The organism is Micromonospora sp. NPDC053740 (assembly GCF_040677775.1).
In the GTDB taxonomy this organism is placed as follows: Bacteria; Actinomycetota; Actinomycetes; order Mycobacteriales; family Micromonosporaceae; genus Micromonospora; species Micromonospora alfalfae.
In genome coordinates, this window is record NZ_JBFASO010000004.1 from 463146 (window position 1) to 479956 (window position 16811).

Annotated in this window: 14 protein-coding genes; 4 read left to right on the forward strand and 10 right to left on the reverse strand. The window is 71.6% G+C overall.

Going from position 1 to position 16811, the window contains the following annotated elements; all coding sequences use genetic code 11:
* Window positions 1-134: 134 nt before the first annotated feature.
* From AB0K35_RS15040 to AB0K35_RS15050, 3 genes are all read right to left on the reverse strand, one after another.
* Window positions 135-1334 (reverse strand): RtcB family protein, encoded by a 1200-nt coding sequence (locus AB0K35_RS15040; protein ID WP_357271088.1) that lies wholly within the window; start codon window positions 1332-1334, stop codon window positions 135-137.
* Between the two features lie 126 nt (window positions 1335-1460).
* The gene (locus AB0K35_RS15045; RefSeq protein WP_274525867.1) at window positions 1461-1586 is read right to left on the reverse strand and encodes a hypothetical protein; all 126 of its coding nucleotides are present in this window, start codon (window positions 1584-1586) and stop codon (window positions 1461-1463) included.
* 83 nt (window positions 1587-1669) lie between these two features.
* Window positions 1670-3667 carry a translation factor GTPase family protein gene (locus AB0K35_RS15050; protein WP_363885696.1) on the reverse strand — a complete coding sequence of 666 codons (1998 nt, stop codon included), beginning with the start codon at window positions 3665-3667 and terminating at the stop codon, window positions 1670-1672.
* Between the two features lie 182 nt (window positions 3668-3849).
* Here AB0K35_RS15050 and AB0K35_RS15055 point away from each other — a divergent pair, with 182 nt between their 5' ends.
* Complete coding sequence (locus tag AB0K35_RS15055) at window positions 3850-4857, forward strand: YafY family protein (RefSeq protein ID WP_238669563.1); 1008 nt, start codon at window positions 3850-3852, stop codon at window positions 4855-4857.
* Here AB0K35_RS15055 and AB0K35_RS15060 read toward each other — a convergent pair.
* The gene (locus tag AB0K35_RS15060) at window positions 4852-6159 is read right to left on the reverse strand and encodes an RICIN domain-containing protein (RefSeq protein ID WP_363885698.1); all 1308 of its coding nucleotides are present in this window, start codon (window positions 6157-6159) and stop codon (window positions 4852-4854) included. The two genes, AB0K35_RS15055 and AB0K35_RS15060, sit on opposite strands and share 6 nt — an antisense overlap.
* Window positions 6160-6315: 156 nt before the next feature.
* On the opposite strand from AB0K35_RS15060, the gene AB0K35_RS15065 reads away from it, so the two are divergent.
* Entirely contained in the window at window positions 6316-7503 is a 1188-nt protein-coding gene (locus tag AB0K35_RS15065; protein WP_363885700.1) for a spore photoproduct lyase family protein, read from the forward strand.
* A 6-nt stretch (window positions 7504-7509) separates the two neighbouring features.
* On the opposite strand, the gene AB0K35_RS15070 is transcribed toward AB0K35_RS15065, so the two are convergent.
* Window positions 7510-8016 (reverse strand): DinB family protein, encoded by a 507-nt coding sequence (locus AB0K35_RS15070; RefSeq protein WP_238669560.1) that lies wholly within the window; start codon window positions 8014-8016, stop codon window positions 7510-7512.
* Between the two features lie 58 nt (window positions 8017-8074).
* Entirely contained in the window at window positions 8075-8923 is an 849-nt protein-coding gene (locus AB0K35_RS15075; protein WP_363885701.1) for a M15 family metallopeptidase, read from the reverse strand.
* A gap of 239 nt (window positions 8924-9162) precedes the next feature.
* On the opposite strand from AB0K35_RS15075, the gene AB0K35_RS15080 reads away from it, so the two are divergent.
* Window positions 9163-10200 (forward strand): LacI family DNA-binding transcriptional regulator, encoded by a 1038-nt coding sequence (locus AB0K35_RS15080; protein ID WP_238669558.1) that lies wholly within the window; start codon window positions 9163-9165, stop codon window positions 10198-10200.
* A gap of 135 nt (window positions 10201-10335) precedes the next feature.
* Here AB0K35_RS15080 and AB0K35_RS15085 read toward each other — a convergent pair whose 3' ends face one another.
* The 3 genes from AB0K35_RS15085 to AB0K35_RS15095 all read right to left on the reverse strand — a co-directional run bounded on the left by AB0K35_RS15085 (window position 10336) and on the right by AB0K35_RS15095 (window position 13239).
* A complete protein-coding gene (locus AB0K35_RS15085; RefSeq protein ID WP_363885702.1) occupies window positions 10336-11184 on the reverse strand; it encodes a peptidylprolyl isomerase in 849 nt (282 codons plus the stop codon).
* A 70-nt stretch (window positions 11185-11254) separates the two neighbouring features.
* Entirely contained in the window at window positions 11255-12463 is a 1209-nt protein-coding gene (locus AB0K35_RS15090) for a serine hydrolase (protein WP_238669556.1), read from the reverse strand.
* A gap of 47 nt (window positions 12464-12510) precedes the next feature.
* Window positions 12511-13239: a MerR family transcriptional regulator gene (locus AB0K35_RS15095; protein WP_363885703.1), complete on the reverse strand. Its 729-nt coding sequence runs from the start codon at window positions 13237-13239 to the stop codon at window positions 12511-12513.
* Window positions 13240-13405: 166 nt separating this feature from the next.
* Here AB0K35_RS15095 and AB0K35_RS15100 point away from each other — a divergent pair, with 166 nt between their 5' ends.
* On the forward strand, window positions 13406-15700 hold the full coding sequence (locus AB0K35_RS15100; RefSeq protein ID WP_363885704.1) for an excinuclease ABC subunit UvrA: 2295 nt from the start codon (window positions 13406-13408) through the stop codon (window positions 15698-15700).
* 250 nt (window positions 15701-15950) lie between these two features.
* Here AB0K35_RS15100 and AB0K35_RS15105 read toward each other — a convergent pair whose 3' ends face one another.
* Complete coding sequence (locus AB0K35_RS15105; protein ID WP_238669553.1) at window positions 15951-16370, reverse strand: protein-tyrosine phosphatase family protein; 420 nt, start codon at window positions 16368-16370, stop codon at window positions 15951-15953.
* Window positions 16371-16811 lie beyond the last annotated feature (441 nt).

Sequence of the window (16811 nt, forward strand, 5' to 3'; positions counted from 1 at the left end):
GCCGGCCGCCCCCCCCGCCCCCCCCCGGGGGGTCGCGGGGCCGCGCCTCTGCGACCCCCCCCCCCCTGCCCCGAGTGTTCGTGGCCCCCCCCCGGGGGGGGGGGGGCCCCCCCCCCCCCCCCCCCCACGGCAGGTCAGCCCTTCACGCAGACCACCTGCTTGAGGTGCGCGACCACCTCGACCAGGTCCTCCTGCTGGGCCATCACCTCGGTGATGTCCTTGTACGCGCCGGGGATCTCGTCGACCACCCCGGCGTCCTTGCGGCACTCCACCCCGGCGGTCTGGGCGGCCAGGTCGTCAGTGCTGAACGTCCGCTTGGCCTGCGCCCGTGACATCCGACGCCCCGCCCCGTGCGACGCCGAGCAGTACGCGTCCGGGTTTCCCCGCCCCCGCACGATGTACGACCCGGTGCCCATCGACCCGGGGATGATGCCCAGGTCACCTCGGCCGGCCCGGATGGCGCCCTTGCGGGTCACCAGCACGTCCACCCCGTCGTAGCTCTCCTCGGAGACGTAGTTGTGGTGGCAGCTGATCGGCTCGTCGTAGCCGACCTGCGGGAAGTGCTCGCGCACCACGCCGCAGAGCAGGGCCAGCATGACCGCCCGGTTGCGCCGCGCGTACTCCTGCGCCCACCACAGATCCCGCCGGTACGCGTCCATCTCCGGCGTCCCGGCGAGGAACACGGCCAGGTCCCGGTCCGGAAGGTCCGCGTTGTGCGGCAGCCCCCGGGCCACCCCGATGTGCCGCTCGGCCAGCTCCTTGCCGATGTTGCGGGACCCGGAGTGCAGCATCAGCCAGACCCGCCCCTCGTCGGCGCCGCCCTGCTCCAGGCAGACCTCGATGAAGTGGTTGCCCCCGCCGAGGGTGCCGATCTGCCGCTGCGCCCGCGTCTCCAGCTGCGCCACCCGCCGGTCCAGTCCGGCGAACCGGCCCCAGAAGTCGTCCCAGCCGGCCTGCTCCAGGCCCCGGATCCGACGCGTGTCGACCGAGTCCTTGCGCTGGGCGAAGCCGACCGGGATGGTGGCCTCGATCGCGGAGCGCAGCCCGGCCAGGTCGTCCGGCAGGTCGGCGGCGGTCAGCGAGGTACGGACCGCCGACATCCCGCAGCCGATGTCGACGCCGACCGCGGCCGGCGAAACGGCCTGCCGCATCGCGATCACCGAGCCGACGGTGGCGCCCTTGCCGAAGTGCACGTCGGGCATGACGGCGACACCCTGCACCCACTGCAGCGCGCCGATGTTGCGCAGCTGCTTGGCGGCCTGCGGCTCGATGGCGTACGGGTCGGTCCAGACCCGGACCGGTGCCCGGGTACCGGCGAGGGGGGTGAATCCCATGGTGGTCTCCTTCTGTCGTGCGGTGACCGTTAATGATCATATTTGGCGGCCAGCGGCGGTGCGCGGATACGAAAGGGCCGCCCGATCCCGGTGGGATGGGCGGCCGGCGGACGCGTCAGCGTCGGCTCAGTCGCGCCACCCCGGCTCGTTGCGCCGCGATGGGCAGTAGGCACGGGTATCGGCGGTCAACCGCAGAGGGGTGCCGGCGGAGAGCAGGCGCCAGCGGGCGTCGGTGCGGACGCGTCGCGACATGGCGTACTCCCTCCGGGTTGCTCGGTTGACTGTGCACCGACGACAGTAGGAGGGCTGCGACGCGTCCGCAATGGATATCGCCGCTACCGACCGCCGACGCGGCGCGCGACCGCCAGCAGATACTCCTTGCGATCCAGCGGATTGTTGTCCCAGCGGGTCCGGACGGGGGCGGGACCACGCACCGGTCGATAGCAGTCGAACTCGGTCTCCAGCACGCCCTCCCCCCGGGTCAGCGCGGGCAGGCGGCGCTCCAGCGCGTGCACCAGACCGGCCGGGATCTCACCCTGCACCAGGTAGGACGCGCCCTGCCCGGTGGTGTCGGTCGGCACCGCGTCCAGCCGAGTGAGCGCGGGCAGCAGCGTGCCGAGGACGTCACCCGGCACCTCCAGCCGGAAGCGGTGTACCGGCTCGTGGACCCGGGTGCCGGCACGGGCGAGTGCGGCCATCAGCACCAACGGGGTGAGATTGCGGAAGTCCCCCGCCGTGCTGGACATGCTCTTGTCGAACGTGCCGTGGGAATGACTCTGCCGTGCCCAATAACCGGCGTGAGTCATCGTCACCTCGCAGTCGGGGACCTCCCACCCGTGAAGGCCCTGACGCAGGGCTCGGCGTACGGTCTCCTCCACGGCGGTGAAGAACGCCGGTGGCATCGAACCCAGTTCGACGCCGAGCCGGAAAGTCACGCCGGCACCGGTCGGCGCCGGCGCGATCCGCAGCCCGACGGTGGCCAGGAACGGGTTGGGCGCCACCGCGATCACCTCGACCGCCCCACCGACGCCGCACACCCGCTCCACGTGCACCGTGCTGGTCTCCCGGAACGTCACCCCCACACCGAAGTCGTCGGCAAGGTTGGCCTGGATGACCTCCTTCTGCACCTCGCCGTAGAGCGACACGGTGATCTCGTGCTGCCGGTCGTCCTGCCGCAGGTTGATGAGCGGGTCCTGCTCAGCGAGCTGGATCAGCGCGGCGTGCAGCGCGACCCGGTCGGCGGGGCGCGTCGGCACCACCGCGGTCTCCAGGGTGGGTGGCGCGAAGTGGCGGTCGGTGCCGCCACGTTCGGGTGGTACGCCCACCGGGTCGCCGATCCGAGCGTGCCTGAGGCCCCACAACCGGGCGATGTGGCCGGCTTCGACCGCGGACGCCACCACGTCGGCCCCATGGGCGACGACTCGTACGGCAGTGACCAGTTCAGCGTCGACGGCGCCGACGCGGACCCGGTCGCGAATCCGGATCGTGCCGGCGAAGAGCCGGACCAGGGCGATCTTCTCTCCGGCTGGACCCCGTTCGATGGCGAACACGGTGCCCGAGACCGGGGCGTCGGCGTCACCCCGGACGGTGGGCAACAGCTCGGTGATCCCGGCGATCAGCGCGTCCACCCCGACACCTGTGATCGCCGAGCCGGCGTACACGGGCTGCACCAGCGCGCGGCCGGTCCGCGTCGCCAACGCTGCGCGTAGCCGTGAGTACGGTAGCGAGGACGTGTCCGCCACCCAGTTGGCGAGCAGCACGTCGTCCTGGCCGGTGAGCAGGTCGAGCAGCCGGTCGGTGAAGGCGAGGTCGGTGGGGCCGTACGTCGTGCAGTGGGCGCTGCGGGTCCCCGGCTTCGCCACCGCGCCCATCGCCACGACGGTCGGCGTGAGCTTCTCCGCGACCGCCTGGAAGACCCGTTCGGGGTCCGCCCCGGCTCGGTCGACCTTGTTGATGAAGATCAGCGTCGGGATGCGCAGCCGACGCAGAGTCCGCATCAGCACCCGCGTCTGCGGCTGCACCCCCTCCACCGCGGAGACCACCAGCACCGCGCCGTCGAGCACACCGAGCACCCGCTCGACCTCGGCGATGAAGTCCGGGTGGCCGGGCGTGTCGATCAGGTTGACGGCCACGTCGTCCAGCACGAAGGAGACGACAGCCGAGCGGATGGTGATCCCGCGTTGCCGTTCCAGTGCCAGGGTGTCGGTCTGGGTGCTGCCCGCGTCGACCCGGCCGAGCTGGTCGGTCACACCAACGTCGTGCAACAGCCGCTCGGTCAGGCTGGTCTTACCGGCATCGACGTGAGCCAGGATGCCGAGGTTCAGGGTTTCCACGCAGCGTCAGGTCCTTCAGGTAGGCGACAGATCCCTTCTGGTCGGGCATTGACGCAGCGCGCATTGTTGCTCCCTGGAAGTTGGTGGCGGTTTCGGGTAGTTCAGCAGGCCGTCGTCGGGTCGGGCAACCCAATAACCGGCGCTCCCACAGCCCGTCGGCGGTCGCTGGCAGACTTGCCGGGATGGTGGAGACCTCGGTGCGGCTGCTGCGGTTGCTGACTCTCCTGCAGGCGCGCCGGGACTGGTCCGGCGCTGAGCTGGCCGAACGGCTCGCGGTCACCACCCGCACGGTACGCACTGACGTGGAGCGGCTGCGGGTGCTGGGCTACCAGATCGAGTCGCACCCGGGGGTCGCCGGCGGCTACCGGCTCGGTGCCGGGTCGGCGCTGCCACCGCTGCTGCTCGACGACGACGAGGCCGTGGCGGTGGCCGTTGGGCTGCGGGCGGCGGCCGGTGGCTCGGTGACCGGCATCGAGGAGACCTCGCTGCGGGCGTTGGCAAAGCTGGAGCAGTCGTTGCCGTCACGGCTGCGGCACCGGGTGGACGCCCTGCGCTCGGCGACGGTCTCCGCCGCAGGCGGTGGCCCGACCGTTGACGCGGACACTCTGACCGCCGTCTCCACTGCCGCGCACCGTCGGGAGCGGCTGCGGTTCGACTACGCCGGGCATGACGGCAGTGTCAGCGTGCGCGATGTCGAGCCGTACCGTCTGGTCTACACCGGGCGGCGGTGGTACCTGCTGGGGTGGGACACCGACCGGGCCGACTGGCGGACGTTCCGCGCCGACCGGATCCGACCCCGGGTGCCGACCGGCCCGCGCTTCGCGCTGCGGGAGCCGCCGGGTGGCGACGCTGTCGCGCACGTGCTGCGCGGCGTCGGCTCCACGGCCTGGCCACACCCCGCCCGGGTACGCCTGCACGCGTCGGCAGAGACGATGGCGCGACGGATTCCCACCACTGCGGGTCTGCTGGAGGCGATCGACGAGCGGGCCTGCCTGCTGCACACCGGCGGCGAGTCGCTGGGCAATCTGGCCGCCTTCCTCGGCACCCTGGCTGTCGACTTCGACGTGCTCGACCCGCCGGAGCTGCTCACCGTCGTCCGGGACGTCGCCGCCCGGTTCGCTCGCGCCGCCGCCCCCGCGCCGGGGCGAGTCGCTGTTCACCCCGGCGCGGACGTGGCAGTGGAGCTATGACTGCGGCACCAGCCGGAACGACTGCGCCGCGGTGCCGTTGCAGGTGTACTGGATGAGCTGGACGCTGTCCGCCGTGGACGCTCCCGGCACGTCGAGACACTTGCCGCTGGAGCGGTTGACCAGGCGGTAGTAGCCGCCGCCCTCGGGCTCGGCCCGCCACTGCTGGTTGTTGCCGCCGCTGTAGGACCAGAGCTGGATCGGCGCCGAGTCGGCCGTCGACCGGTCCTTCACGTCGAGCACCTGGGCGCTGTTGTTGCGGTTGTTGACCCGTAGGTACCCGCCGCTGGTCGGCACGAACTGGTACTGCTGGGCGGTGCTGCTGTTGCACGCGTACTGCTGGATCGCGGTGCCGTTCGCGCTGGCGGCGGCGCGGGCGTCCACGCACTTGCCACTGGCCCGGTTGACAGCCGTGTGCCAGGCGGTCGGCGAGATGCCGTCGGACGGCGGGGGCGTGGTCGGTGGGACGGTGCCGACGCCGGCGAGCCAGTGCAGCCCGTCGATCAGCAGCTGGTTCTGTTGGGCGCTGTCGAACGTCGACGACAACCCGGTGTTGGTGCTGTAGTTCATCGCGTTGTGGCCGAAGTTGGCGTAGAGCATCTTGTACTGCCGGTTGCTCCAGACGAGCGGGTAGTAGCCGCCGTACCAGGACTGGTTGGGATCCGTGCCGACCGGGAAGCTGGACGGGTCGACCGACGCGAGGATGTCGATGTTGGGGTTCTGCCGCAGGTCGTTGCTCCAGGAGTACCACTCGCTGATCGACGACGGGAACGTCGCCGGGAGGTTCCGGGTGGCGGCGTGGGTGCGGTTGTCGGCGCGCATCGTGACCCGGGTGGGTCCCCAGGTGTTCGTCTGGAACGCGCCGGTGCCGAGGAAGGTGTTGTAGTACCAGCTCCAGCTCGACGGATTGTCGGTCCATGCGCTGACGTGGAAGCCCAACCACGCTCCGCCGTTCTGCATGTACTGCTGGAACGCGGCGCGTTGCCCGGTGGGCGGCGCGTCGTCAAGGAACATGACGACCTTGTACTGGGCCAGGTTGGCGGTGTTCAGCAGGCTCCAGTTGTTTGTGGCCTCCCAGGAGAAGCCGTACTGGGCGGCGGCCTGCGGGAACCAGGCCCGGGCGTCCTTGACGAAGTCGATGTGCGCGGCGTCCCAGGTGCCGTTGTAGAAGGCCAGGACCTTGAACGTCGGCGCGGCCTGCGCACTGCGCGAGGCGCTGACAGCGACACCGGCGGTCAAGGCGACGACCAGGGCGACGAACAACGACAGGATCCTTCTGGTACGGGAGGAGAGTTCTGCGATCACCTGATCGTCCCTTCGGTGGGGACGCGCGCCGCCGCGTCGAGGTACATCTGTTCACAAGGTTTACAGATAGACGAAAGGTTATTCCTCTGACCTGATCGCGTCAATCGCCGATCGCCCGAACGGGTGGGATTCCTACGGCAACGGGTACCCCGCCGGATGACCAGCCCGGACGCCGTCGACGTCGACAAGCCGCTCGCCGTGGACGTGCCCGCCGCGCCGCACGACGCCAGCGGCGAACATGTGCCGATCCGCGACCTGGCCGGCCTCGCGCCGCCGACCCGGTCGGCGCGCCGCTGGACCCCGAGCCGGGTGGTGGCCACCCCCGCCGCGCTCGACCACCCGCACGGCCAACGGATCGTCGAACGGGTGCGGGCACTCGGCATCGAGGTGGAACACCTGCGCGCCAACCGGCTCACCGGGGTACGCGGGCAGACCGACCGGGAAACCTACGCGCGGGCCAAGTCGACAATGGCGATCGTGGTGAGCCCACCCTCGCGGCGTGTCCTGCAACCCATCGCGCCCAGCGCCGACTGGCGGGTCGACCTGGCCGAGGGCTGCCCGGCGCACTGTCAGTACTGCTACCTCGCCGGATCCCTGTCCGGCCCACCGGTGACCCGGGTGTACGCGGACCTCGACGACATCCTCGCCGGGTTGGCCGCGTACGCCGGGCGCGGCACGGTGACCAGCCGCAACGCGCGGCGCGCCGACGAGGGCACCACCTTCGAGGCGTCCTGCTACACCGACCCGCTCGCCCTGGAGCACCTGACCGGCAGTTGGCGGCGCGCGGTGCAGCACTTCGCCGACTGGGACGCCCCCGTGCAGTTGCGCTGGACCACCAAGTACGCCGACGTGGACACCTTCGTCGGCCTGCCGCACGCCGACCGGACCCGGGTCCGCTTCAGCGTCAACTGCGCCCCGGTCAGCGAACGGTTCGAGGGCGGCACCGCGCGGGTGCCGGACCGGCTGGCCGCGCTGCGCCGGCTCGCCCTCGACGGCTACCCGGTCGGGCTGACCATCGCGCCGATCATCGCGCTGCCGGACTGGCGGGAGCACTACGGCGACCTGCTCGACCAGGTCCGCGCGGCGGTCGACGGGGTGCCCGATGTGGACCTGACCGCCGAGCTGATCACCCACCGGTTCACGCCGGGCAGCAAGGAGGTGCTGCTCGGCTGGTACCCGCGCACCCGGCTGGAGATGGACGAGGAGTCCCGCACCCGCAAGCACGGCAAGTTCGGCGCGGTGAAGTACGTCTACCCCCGCGAGCAGATGACCGAGCTGCGCGACTGGTTCACCACCGAACTGACCGCCCGCGTCCCGGCCTGCCGGATCCTCTACTGGACCTGACCCGGGCTAGACGCCGACGGCGCCGTCGATGCCCTCGCGGAGAAAATCGGCGTGGCCGTTGTGTCGGGCGTACTCGTGGATCAGGTGCAGCATCACCAGCCGCAGTGACACGGTCTCGCCGGAGCGGGCGTTGCGGCCGGTCACGTCGAGCGAGGCGGCGGCCCGCTCGATCCGGCGGGCGTGCGCGACCTCACGCTCCCAGGCGTCGAACGCCTCGGCCCGGGTGGCCGATCTGGCGTCGTACGCCTGCTGGAAGTCGCCGGTCTCCGACCACACCAGCGGGATGTCCTCGCCGTCGATGACCCGCCGGAACCAGGCGCGCTCCACCTCGGCCATGTGTCGCACCAGGCCGAGCAGGGACAGGGTGGAGGGCGGCATCGACTGCCGGCGCAGGTCCCCGTCGGAGAGACCCTCGCACTTGAGGGCCAGCGTGGCGCGGTGGAAGTCGAGGAACGCGCGCAGCGTCTCCCGCTCGTCGCCGGTAACCGGGGGGCCGATCCGTTCGGTGGTCATTGAAACGATCATGCCGGATGGCCTCGGCGCCGGCCGGGCCGGGCCGCCGCGCCGCGGGTCAGCCGACCGAGGAGCGGTCGACCGGGGCGGCGAAGAACGTGTCCGGGTACGGCTCGTCGCGCAGGCTGTAGTGCCACCACTCGCGGTCGTAGTTGACGAACCCGGCGTCGGTCATCAGCCGCTGCAACAAGCGACGGTTGTCGCGCGCCGTCCCGGCGATGCGGGGGTCGGCCGTGTGCGCCCGGGGGTCGAAACAGTCGAAGCCCGTACCCATGTCGATGCTGTTGTCGGCGAAGCGCTGGGCGCGCGGCGCGGTGCAGGCGACCAGCGGAGGCCCGACCCGGTACGGAGGTTGGCTAGCGGCGGGTTCGTCGACCAGTGTCAGGTCCAGGGTGCTGCCGCGGCTGTGCGCTGTGGGAGCGCCGATGTACCCGTCGGCGAAGAGCCGGTTCTTGGCCAGGTCCGGGTAGAACTCCGCCTTTGTCTGCTGCTCGTCGGGGCGCTTCGACCAGGCGACGAAGTCGTCCACCGCCGGTTGCGGGCGGTAGCAGTCGTACACCTTGAGGCTGTGCCCACCGGCCAGCGCGGCGTCCTGTACGCGGCGCAACGCCTCGGCCGCCTGCCGGGTGAGCAGGCACAGCGGCTCGCGATAGCCGGTGATTGGCCGGCCGACGAAGTTGTGCGGTGTGGCGTATCGGATGTCGGCGTGGATGCGCGGGTCGAGGTCGGTCAGCACCACGAACCCCGGCAGCGGGGCCGCCACCGAGGTGGCAGGGGTCGGCGCGGGTGGGGGTGTGTGGCTCGCCGGCGTCGGCTGTGGTGTGGCCGGCGCGGGGCGGGGCTCCGGCCGCGAGCAGCCGCCGAGCAGCGCGGCGAGCGCGAGCACGACGGCCAGGCGGTAGCGCACGAGTCCTGTCTATCAGCCCGACAACTGTCACCATCCCAGGATCCACGTGGTCCACCAACCGAAAGTAACCGGAAAAACTCCGGAACTTTTCCGCAACTCAAGCGAAGCTTCGATCGGCCTGGCATGTCGTCAACCCCCATCGGTGAGGCAAGATGACGCGTGGAACGGGCACGCCGTTTCGGGACACACGGTGGGCGACGCCTGGTGGTCGTTCCTCCGGCTCGGTGAAGGAGACGCGGGTGGGCGCGGACGACGGACGCAGGGTGACCATCACCGCGATCGCACGGGAGGCCGGGGTGTCGGTGCCGACCGTGTCACGGGTGCTCAACGGTCGCTCCGATGTGGCCCCGGACACCCGCGAGCGGGTCGAGGAGCTGTTGCGCCACCACGGCTACCGGCGTCGTACCAGCCGCAGCGTTCGCCGTGCCGGTCTCGTCGACCTGGTCTTCAACGACCTGGACAGCCCCTGGGCCGTGGAGATCATCCGGGGCGTGGAGGATGTCGGGCACGGCGCGGGCGTCGGCACTGTGGTCTCCGCGATCCACCGGCAGCCCACGGCGGCCCGGCAGTGGTTGCAGAACCTGCGCACCCGGGCCACCGACGGCGTCATCTTCGTGACCTCGCACCTGAGCCCGCCGCTGCACGCGCAGTTGCGTCGCCTCAACGTGCCGGTGGTGGTCGTGGACCCGGCCGGCGTGCCGGCCATGGACGTGCCGACCATCGGTGCCACCAACTGGGCCGGCGGGCTCGCCGCGACCGAACACCTCCTCGCGATCGGGCACCGGCGTATCGGTTTCGTGGCCGGGCCGACGCACCTGCTGTGCAGCAGGGCCCGGCTCGACGGTTACCGGGCCGGCCTGGAGGCCGCCGGGGTGCCGGTGGACGACGCGCTGATCTACCCGGGCGACTTCTACCACGCCTCCGGGTTCGCTGGCGGGACCGCGCTGCTCGACCTCGCCGACCCGCCGACCGGCATCTTCGCCTCCAGCGACCAGATGGCCTTCGGCGTCTACGAGGCCATCCGGCGTCGCGGGCTGCGGGTGCCGGACGACGTGAGCGTGGTCGGGTTCGACGACCTGCCGGAAGCCCGCTGGGCCTCACCGCCGCTGACCACAGTGCGCCAACCGTTGGTCGAGATGGGACGGTTGGCGGCCCGGACCGTGCTGCGCCTGGCCCAGGGCGAGGGCATCGACTCGCCCCGGGTGGAACTCGCGACCGAGATGGTCGTCCGGGACAGCACCGCCGCCCCGCTGACCGGGTCGCCCGCCTCGGCGTGACGGCCGGAACTGCGTCGGAAACCGGTTGGACCGGTTCCGGTCGGTTCCCGAAAATTCCGGCAGGGCCGTGCCCGACCGGAGGTCACCCGCGGCCGGCGCGGTGAGCGACCGACTGTCACCCACCGCGCCGCACGGTCAGTGGTGATGGTGCCAGCGGACGGCCTTGCGGATGGTCACCGGCAGGGCGGGCGCCCCGTCGACAGGCGCCGGGTCCTCGGCGGTCGGCGCCACTCCCCCGGCGGCGATCCGGTCCAGCGTGGCCAGGCCGGCACTGTCGACCTCACCGAAGATCGTGTAGTTGGGGCGCAGCGCGGAGTTGGCGTAGACCAGGAAGAACTGGCTGCCGTTGGTGTCCGGCCCGGCGTTGGCCATCGCGAGGACGCCACGGGCGTACACCCGGCGCTCCCCGGTCGGGTCGGTGGGCGCGGGCGGCAGGTTGGTCGGCAACTCGTCGCGGTACCGGTAGCCAGGGCCGCCCTCACCGGTGCCGGACGGGTCACCGCACTGCAGCACGCTCAGCGTCGGGTACGCGGTGAGCCGGTGGCACGGGGTGCGGTCGTAGAACCGCTTGCTCACCAGGTGCAGGAAGCTCTGCACCGTGCACGGCGCCGCGGCTCGATCCAGTGTCAACCCGATGGGCCCGTGGTTGGTCGCCAGTGTCACCCGGACGCTGCCCCGGGCCGGGGTGCGTCGCGGGTCGGGCGGCAGCGGAACCGGCCGGGCCGCGGGTTCGTCAGGGGTCTCGGTGTAGGCGCACGGGCCGTGGGTGGTGCGCGGCGGTCGGGTGGCGGCGTCGGCAGCGGCGCTCGGCGCGGCGGAGACGCGCACGCTGTCGGCCGACGGGCCCGGGGCGGCGAGCGCGGTGACGGACGAGCCGACGACCAGCGCCCCGGCGAGCACTGCCACCCCCGCGAGGCGGGTCAGGGCGCGCACCGGCCGGCGGGGTGCCGCCACTGCGGGGCGCGGTTCGAGTTCACTCGACACAGGGATCCTCCTGGACTGGTGGTGCCAGAAAGACCGGAGTCTATGGATGGCAGCGCCCGATGTCGATCCGTCAGGGCATCCGGCGGCGACGCCGCCACAGCAGGCCGCCCCACAACGCCACCACCGTCGCGCCGCTCACCGCGGTCACCGACCAGAGCCACTCCGAGCCGGTACGCGCGGGCCCGCTGGCCGCCGCCGGTCGGGGCGCGCCGGGTGCCGCCAGCGCGGACGGCACCGCCGACGGGGTGGCGGTCAGCTCGCCGGGCTCGACCAGTCGACCCACGGCGGCGTCCCGCGGCAGCGTGAAGCCCCAGTCCAGGAGGGCAGCGCCCTGCTCCCAGCCGCGCACCGGTGCCGATTCGGCGCCCAGCAGCGTCACCACGAGTCGCCGCCCGCCGCGTTCCGCCGCCCCCACGTAGGTGTGCCGGGCCAGGTCGGTGAAGCCGGTCTTGCCGCCGAGAGCCCCCGGGTACCGGTAGATGAGCTGGTTCTCGTTCTGGATCTCGAAGCCCTTGGTGCGTTGCGCCGGCTGGGGCGGAATCGACGTCTGCTCGGTCAGCGCGTACCGGCGGAAGGTCGGCTGGGCGAAGCAGGCCCGGGCGATCAGCGCCAGGTCGTACGCGCTGGTGAACTGCCCCTTGCCGTCCAGCCCGGACGGGGTGACAGCGTGCGTCTGGAGCGCGCCGAGGTGGTGCGCCTGCTCGTTCATGGCGCGCACGCCGGCGGCGCTGTCGGTCCCGCTGCCGAGTCGCGCGAGGGCGTTGGCGGCCTCGTTGCCGGAGTTGAGCAGCAACCCCAGCCAGATGGTCTCGATGGTGTACCGGCCGCCCGCGACCAGGCCCACGGCCGAGGAGCCGGGTTCGATGTTCATGTCATCGTCGGTGACGGTGACCGTCTGCTTCGGGTCGAGCTTGGGCAGCATCGTGGCCGCCAGCAGGAGCTTCTGCACGCTCGCCGGTGTGCCGTACTCGTGGGGGCCGCAGCCGCCGAGCACCTGGCCGCTGTCCAGGTCGGCGACAAGCCACGACGTGGCGGTGACCCCGGGTGGCGCGGCGACGCCGGCCGGCACGACCAGGCCGGCAGTGTCCAGCGCCGCGCCGCCGATCATCCGTTGCTCGGGGACGGCGGGCGGGGGCGAGGGCCGAGGTGGGCGCGACGTCGCCGGGGCCGGGACCCGGGGGCAGCGCACCGTCGGCGCGGCGGACGCTCCCGTCGCACCGACCGGCACCGGAGCGAGCAGGACGGCGGACGTCGTGGCCGCCAGCAGCGCAGCTCTCATGTGCCCGACCCTAGTCAGGAAGATCGCCCGGCGGGACGGGATGCCGGTCAACTCGCGTCGCCGCGGGCGCGCAGGTAGTCGTGCAGCGCGGCGGTGCCCCGCAGCCGGCGCAGGCTGCGGGTGTGCAGCTCCTGCTCGCGACGGCCCAGCTCGGCGCGGACCCGCTGGGCGCTGCCGGTGGTCCGCAGCTCGCCCAGCACCGCAGCGATGATCTCGAACGGGTACGCGCCCCGGCGCAGCAACGCGATGACCTGCGCCGCACGTAGCTCCGCCTCGTCGTACACCCGGTAGTTGGTGCCCGGGGTGCGACGCGGCCGCAGCAGCTCGCGCTCCTCCCACAGCCGCAGCTGCGAGGTCCGGACCCCGACCAGGGCGGCGACCTCGCCGATGCGCACGCCGTGGCGTGGCGCGGGTCGGGCCACTGGTGGGCTGGCCAGCACGGTCTCGAAGGCGCCGAGCACCCGGCGAATCTCGGCGCGTTCCCGGTCCAGCTCGGCATGGCCGCCGTCGAGCGCCGCCAGGGCCGCCGGCAGGTCACCCCTGTGCACCGCAGCCATGACCTCCCGGGTACGGCTCCAGCCATGCCCCTCGGCCAACCGCCGCGCGACGGTCAGCGCCCGGGCGTGCTCACTGGTGAAGATCCGGTAGCCGCTCGCGGTGCGACGCACCGGCGGCAGCACCCCCAACTCGACGTAGTTGCGCACCTGCTGCACCGAGATCCCGACGGTGGCCGCCAGGTCCACGGCGCGCAGCCGATCCTTCGAGGCGACATCCACCCGAGCCACCGTACCGCTTACGACGTGATTTGAGACTTTCCCGGACCTAGTGCCGCAGCCTGCGCTTGACTCGCGGCGAAAGGCTCTACATGGGGATGAATGAGACAATGGAACCCGCCAGTGCTCGGCGGGGCAAAGTCCCGCCACGATTCTGTGAAGGGTCCGTATGTCGCAGCCAGCATGGTCCGCCGCCGACAGCCACGACATGATCGAGGTACGCGGGGCACGGGAGAACAATCTCGCCGACGTCTCGGTCGACATCCCCAAACGCCGGTTGACCGTCTTCACAGGTGTCTCCGGGTCGGGCAAGTCGTCGCTGGTCTTCGGCACCATCGCCGCCGAGTCCCAGCGCATGATCAACGAGACCTACAGCGCGTTCCTCCAGTCGTTCATGCCGAACCTCAACCGGCCGGACGTCGACTCGCTGCGCAACCTCAGCGCCGCCATCGTCGTCGACCAGGAGCGGATGGGGGTCAACTCCCGCTCCACCGTCGGCACCGCCACCGACGCGTACGCCATGCTGCGGATCCTCTACAGCCGGCTCGGCCAGCCGTCCATCGGCGGCGCCGGGGCGTTCAGCTTCAACCTGCCCGAGGGCATGTGCCCCACCTGCGAAGGGCTGGGCCGGGTCTCCGACCTCGACATCAACGAACTGGTCGACGTCGAGCGCTCCCTCAACGACGGCGCGATCACAGTGCCCAACTTCGCTGTCGACTCCTGGTACTGGCAGACCATCGTCGGCTCCGGCCTGTTCGACCCGGACGTCAAACTCCAGGACTTCACCCCGCAACAGTGGGAGGACTTCCTGCACAAACCCGCCACCAAGATCAAGGTGGGCAGCAACAACTGGACGTACGAGGGTCTGGTCGTCAAGGTCAAGCGGCTCCTCCTGTCCAAGGACCGCGAGTCGATGCAACAGCACATCCGCGCCTTCGTCGACCGGGCGGTCACCTTCACCAATTGCGGCGACTGCGGCGGCACCCGACTCAACGCGCCGGCCCGGTCGTCACGGATCGCCGGACTCAACATCGCCGACTGCTCGGCCATGCAGATCAGCGACCTGGCCGCGTTCGTCAGCACCGTCGACGACCCTGGGGCCGCGCCACTCGTCGCCAACCTCCGCGACCTGCTGGACTCCCTGGTCGAGATCGGTCTGGGCTACCTCAGCCTGGACCGCGAGTCGGCGACCCTCTCCGGCGGCGAGGCGCAACGGGTGAAGATGGTCCGCCACCTCGGTTCCAGCCTCTCCGACGTCACCTACGTCTTCGACGAACCCACAGTCGGCCTGCACCCGCACGACATCGCCCGGATGAACGACCTGCTGCTGCGGCTGCGCGACAAGGGCAACACAGTCCTGGTCGTGGAACACAAACCGGAGACCATCGCCATCGCCGACCACGTGGTCGACCTCGGACCGGGCGCCGGCGCCGACGGAGGCCGGATCTGCTTCACCGGCGACATCCCCGGCCTGCGCCGCTCCGACACGCTCACCGGGCGGCACCTGGACCACCGGGCAACAGTGCGCGAGGCGGTACGCCAACCCACCGGGCAGCTCGCCATCCGCCAGGCCGACCTGCACAACCTGCACGACGTGGACGTGGACATCCCGCTCGGGGTCCTCACCGTGGTCACCGGCGTGGCCGGCTCCGGCAAGAGTTCACTGATCCACGGGTCGCTGCGCGGCCGGTCCGGGGTCGTCATCGTCGACCAGTCCCCGATCCGTGGCTCACGACGCAGCAACCCGGCCACCTACAGCGGGCTGCTCGACCCGATCCGCACCGCCTTCGCCAAGGCCAACGGGGTCAAGGCCGCGCTGTTCAGCGCCAACTCCGAGGGCGCCTGCCCGACCTGCAAGGGAATCGGGCTCATCTACACCGACCTGGCGATGATGGCTGGCGTCGCGAGCGTCTGCGAACGATGCGAGGGGCGGCGCTTCACCGACGAAGTGCTCACGTACACGCTGCGCGGCAAGAACATTCACGAGGTGCTGACCATGTCGGTCACCGAGGCGTACGCGTTCTTCCCCAGCGGGGCGGCGCACCTCATCCTCGGCCGGTTGGTCGACGTCGGACTGGGCTACCTCAGCCTCGGCCAGCCACTGACCACCCTGTCCGGCGGGGAGCGGCAACGACTCAAGCTCGCCATCCACCTGGCCGAGAAGACCACCACGTACGTCCTCGACGAGCCGACCACAGGCCTGCACCTGGCCGACGTGGACCAACTGTTGGCCCTGCTCGACCGCATGGTCGACGCCGGAAACACCGTGATCGTCATCGAGCACCACCAGGCGGTCATGGCACACGCCGACTGGCTCATCGACCTCGGCCCCGGCGCCGGCCACGACGGTGGCCGCATCGTCTTCACCGGCACACCGGCCGAGCTGATCGCCACCGGCGACACCCTCACCGCCAAGCACCTCCGCGAGTACGTCAACGACCCGGCCGTGGTCGGCCAGAGCTGACACCGCCGCCCCGCTACCGGCCGGAGCACGGCGGCGACGGGTGCCGGCACGAGCGGCTGCGGTCCGGCGGTGCCAGCGGCGGCGGTCGGCTGACGCGGTGTCACGGGTGGCTGGCACGGTGGCGCTCCGGGCGCGGCGGGTTGAGCGGCGGGTCGAGCGGCGGCGGTTGAGCGGCGGCGGTTCGGTCGCGGCGGGTTGCGCGGCGGCGCTCCGGCCGCAGCGGTTGAGCGGCGGCGATTCGGCGGCGGTGTCAGGTGACGCGGCGCAGCCAGCGCCGCTGCCAGGGGGTTTCCACCGCCTTCGGGTGGTAACCGGCCCGCACCCACGGCACCGCCCGCTCGACCGGCAGCCCGTCGAGGATCGTCAGGGCGGCCAGGGCCGTTCCGGTACGACCCACCCCACCCCGACAGGCCACCTCGACGCGTTCCCCGTCGTGCGCGCGCCGCAGCGCCTCCCGCAGGGCGTCGAGGGCGTCGGCGCGGTCGAGCGGCACCCAGAAATCGGGCCACCGGATCCGCCGGTGCGGCCAGACTGGCTCCGGACCAGGTGCCAACAGCACGGCGAAGTCGGCGGGCGAGGACGCGGCAGCGACGCGGCGTCCGCGCACCGTCGCCCCACTGGGGAGTACGAGTACACCCGACTGCTCGGACCACGGCTGCGCGTCAGTCATCCGGACATTGTGCCGCGACGCTCCGACGGATGAGCACAGACAGCGCCGCCCCCGGCTGGTGGGCCGGGGGCGGCGCTGGTGTCGGTGTGCAGGTCGCCTCTCGGCGGGTGGCACGACGCGGCTCCAGCCGAACGGTATTCCGCGAAGGCGATATTAGGTGAGGCCCGGGGACACTGAGTCACACCGACACTGTCCACAACCAGCCCGCACCCCGCGTTGTTCCGCACTCCGCCGAACCGTCCCGCGTCACCTCGCTGCACCGCCGGTCGCGCTCACGACCACGACACCCACCATCGCGCCGCGCGACGGCCACAACCCACGAGATCTTGGACAGTTTCCGTTCGACGGGCGGGCTCAACCGGTGGTTGCAACACCGAGAAGTTGGGTCATCTTCTCACCTGGGGTTGCCCAGCCCAGGGTCATGCGGGGGCGGTCGTTGAG

Coding starts and splice junctions, on each gene's coding strand:
- AB0K35_RS15040 (WP_357271088.1), bottom strand. CDS start 1,334: ATGGGATTCACCCCCCTCGCCGGTACCCGGGCACCGGTCCGGGTCTGG.
- AB0K35_RS15045 (WP_274525867.1), bottom strand. CDS start 1,586: ATGTCGCGACGCGTCCGCACCGACGCCCGCTGGCGCCTGCTCTCCGCC.
- AB0K35_RS15055 (WP_238669563.1), top strand. CDS start 3,850: ATGGTGGAGACCTCGGTGCGGCTGCTGCGGTTGCTGACTCTCCTGCAG.
- AB0K35_RS15065 (WP_363885700.1), top strand. CDS start 6,316: ATGACCAGCCCGGACGCCGTCGACGTCGACAAGCCGCTCGCCGTGGAC.
- AB0K35_RS15070 (WP_238669560.1), bottom strand. CDS start 8,016: ATGACCACCGAACGGATCGGCCCCCCGGTTACCGGCGACGAGCGGGAG.
- AB0K35_RS15090 (WP_238669556.1), bottom strand. CDS start 12,463: ATGAGAGCTGCGCTGCTGGCGGCCACGACGTCCGCCGTCCTGCTCGCT.
- AB0K35_RS15100 (WP_363885704.1), top strand. CDS start 13,406: ATGTCGCAGCCAGCATGGTCCGCCGCCGACAGCCACGACATGATCGAG.
- AB0K35_RS15105 (WP_238669553.1), bottom strand. CDS start 16,370: ATGACTGACGCGCAGCCGTGGTCCGAGCAGTCGGGTGTACTCGTACTC.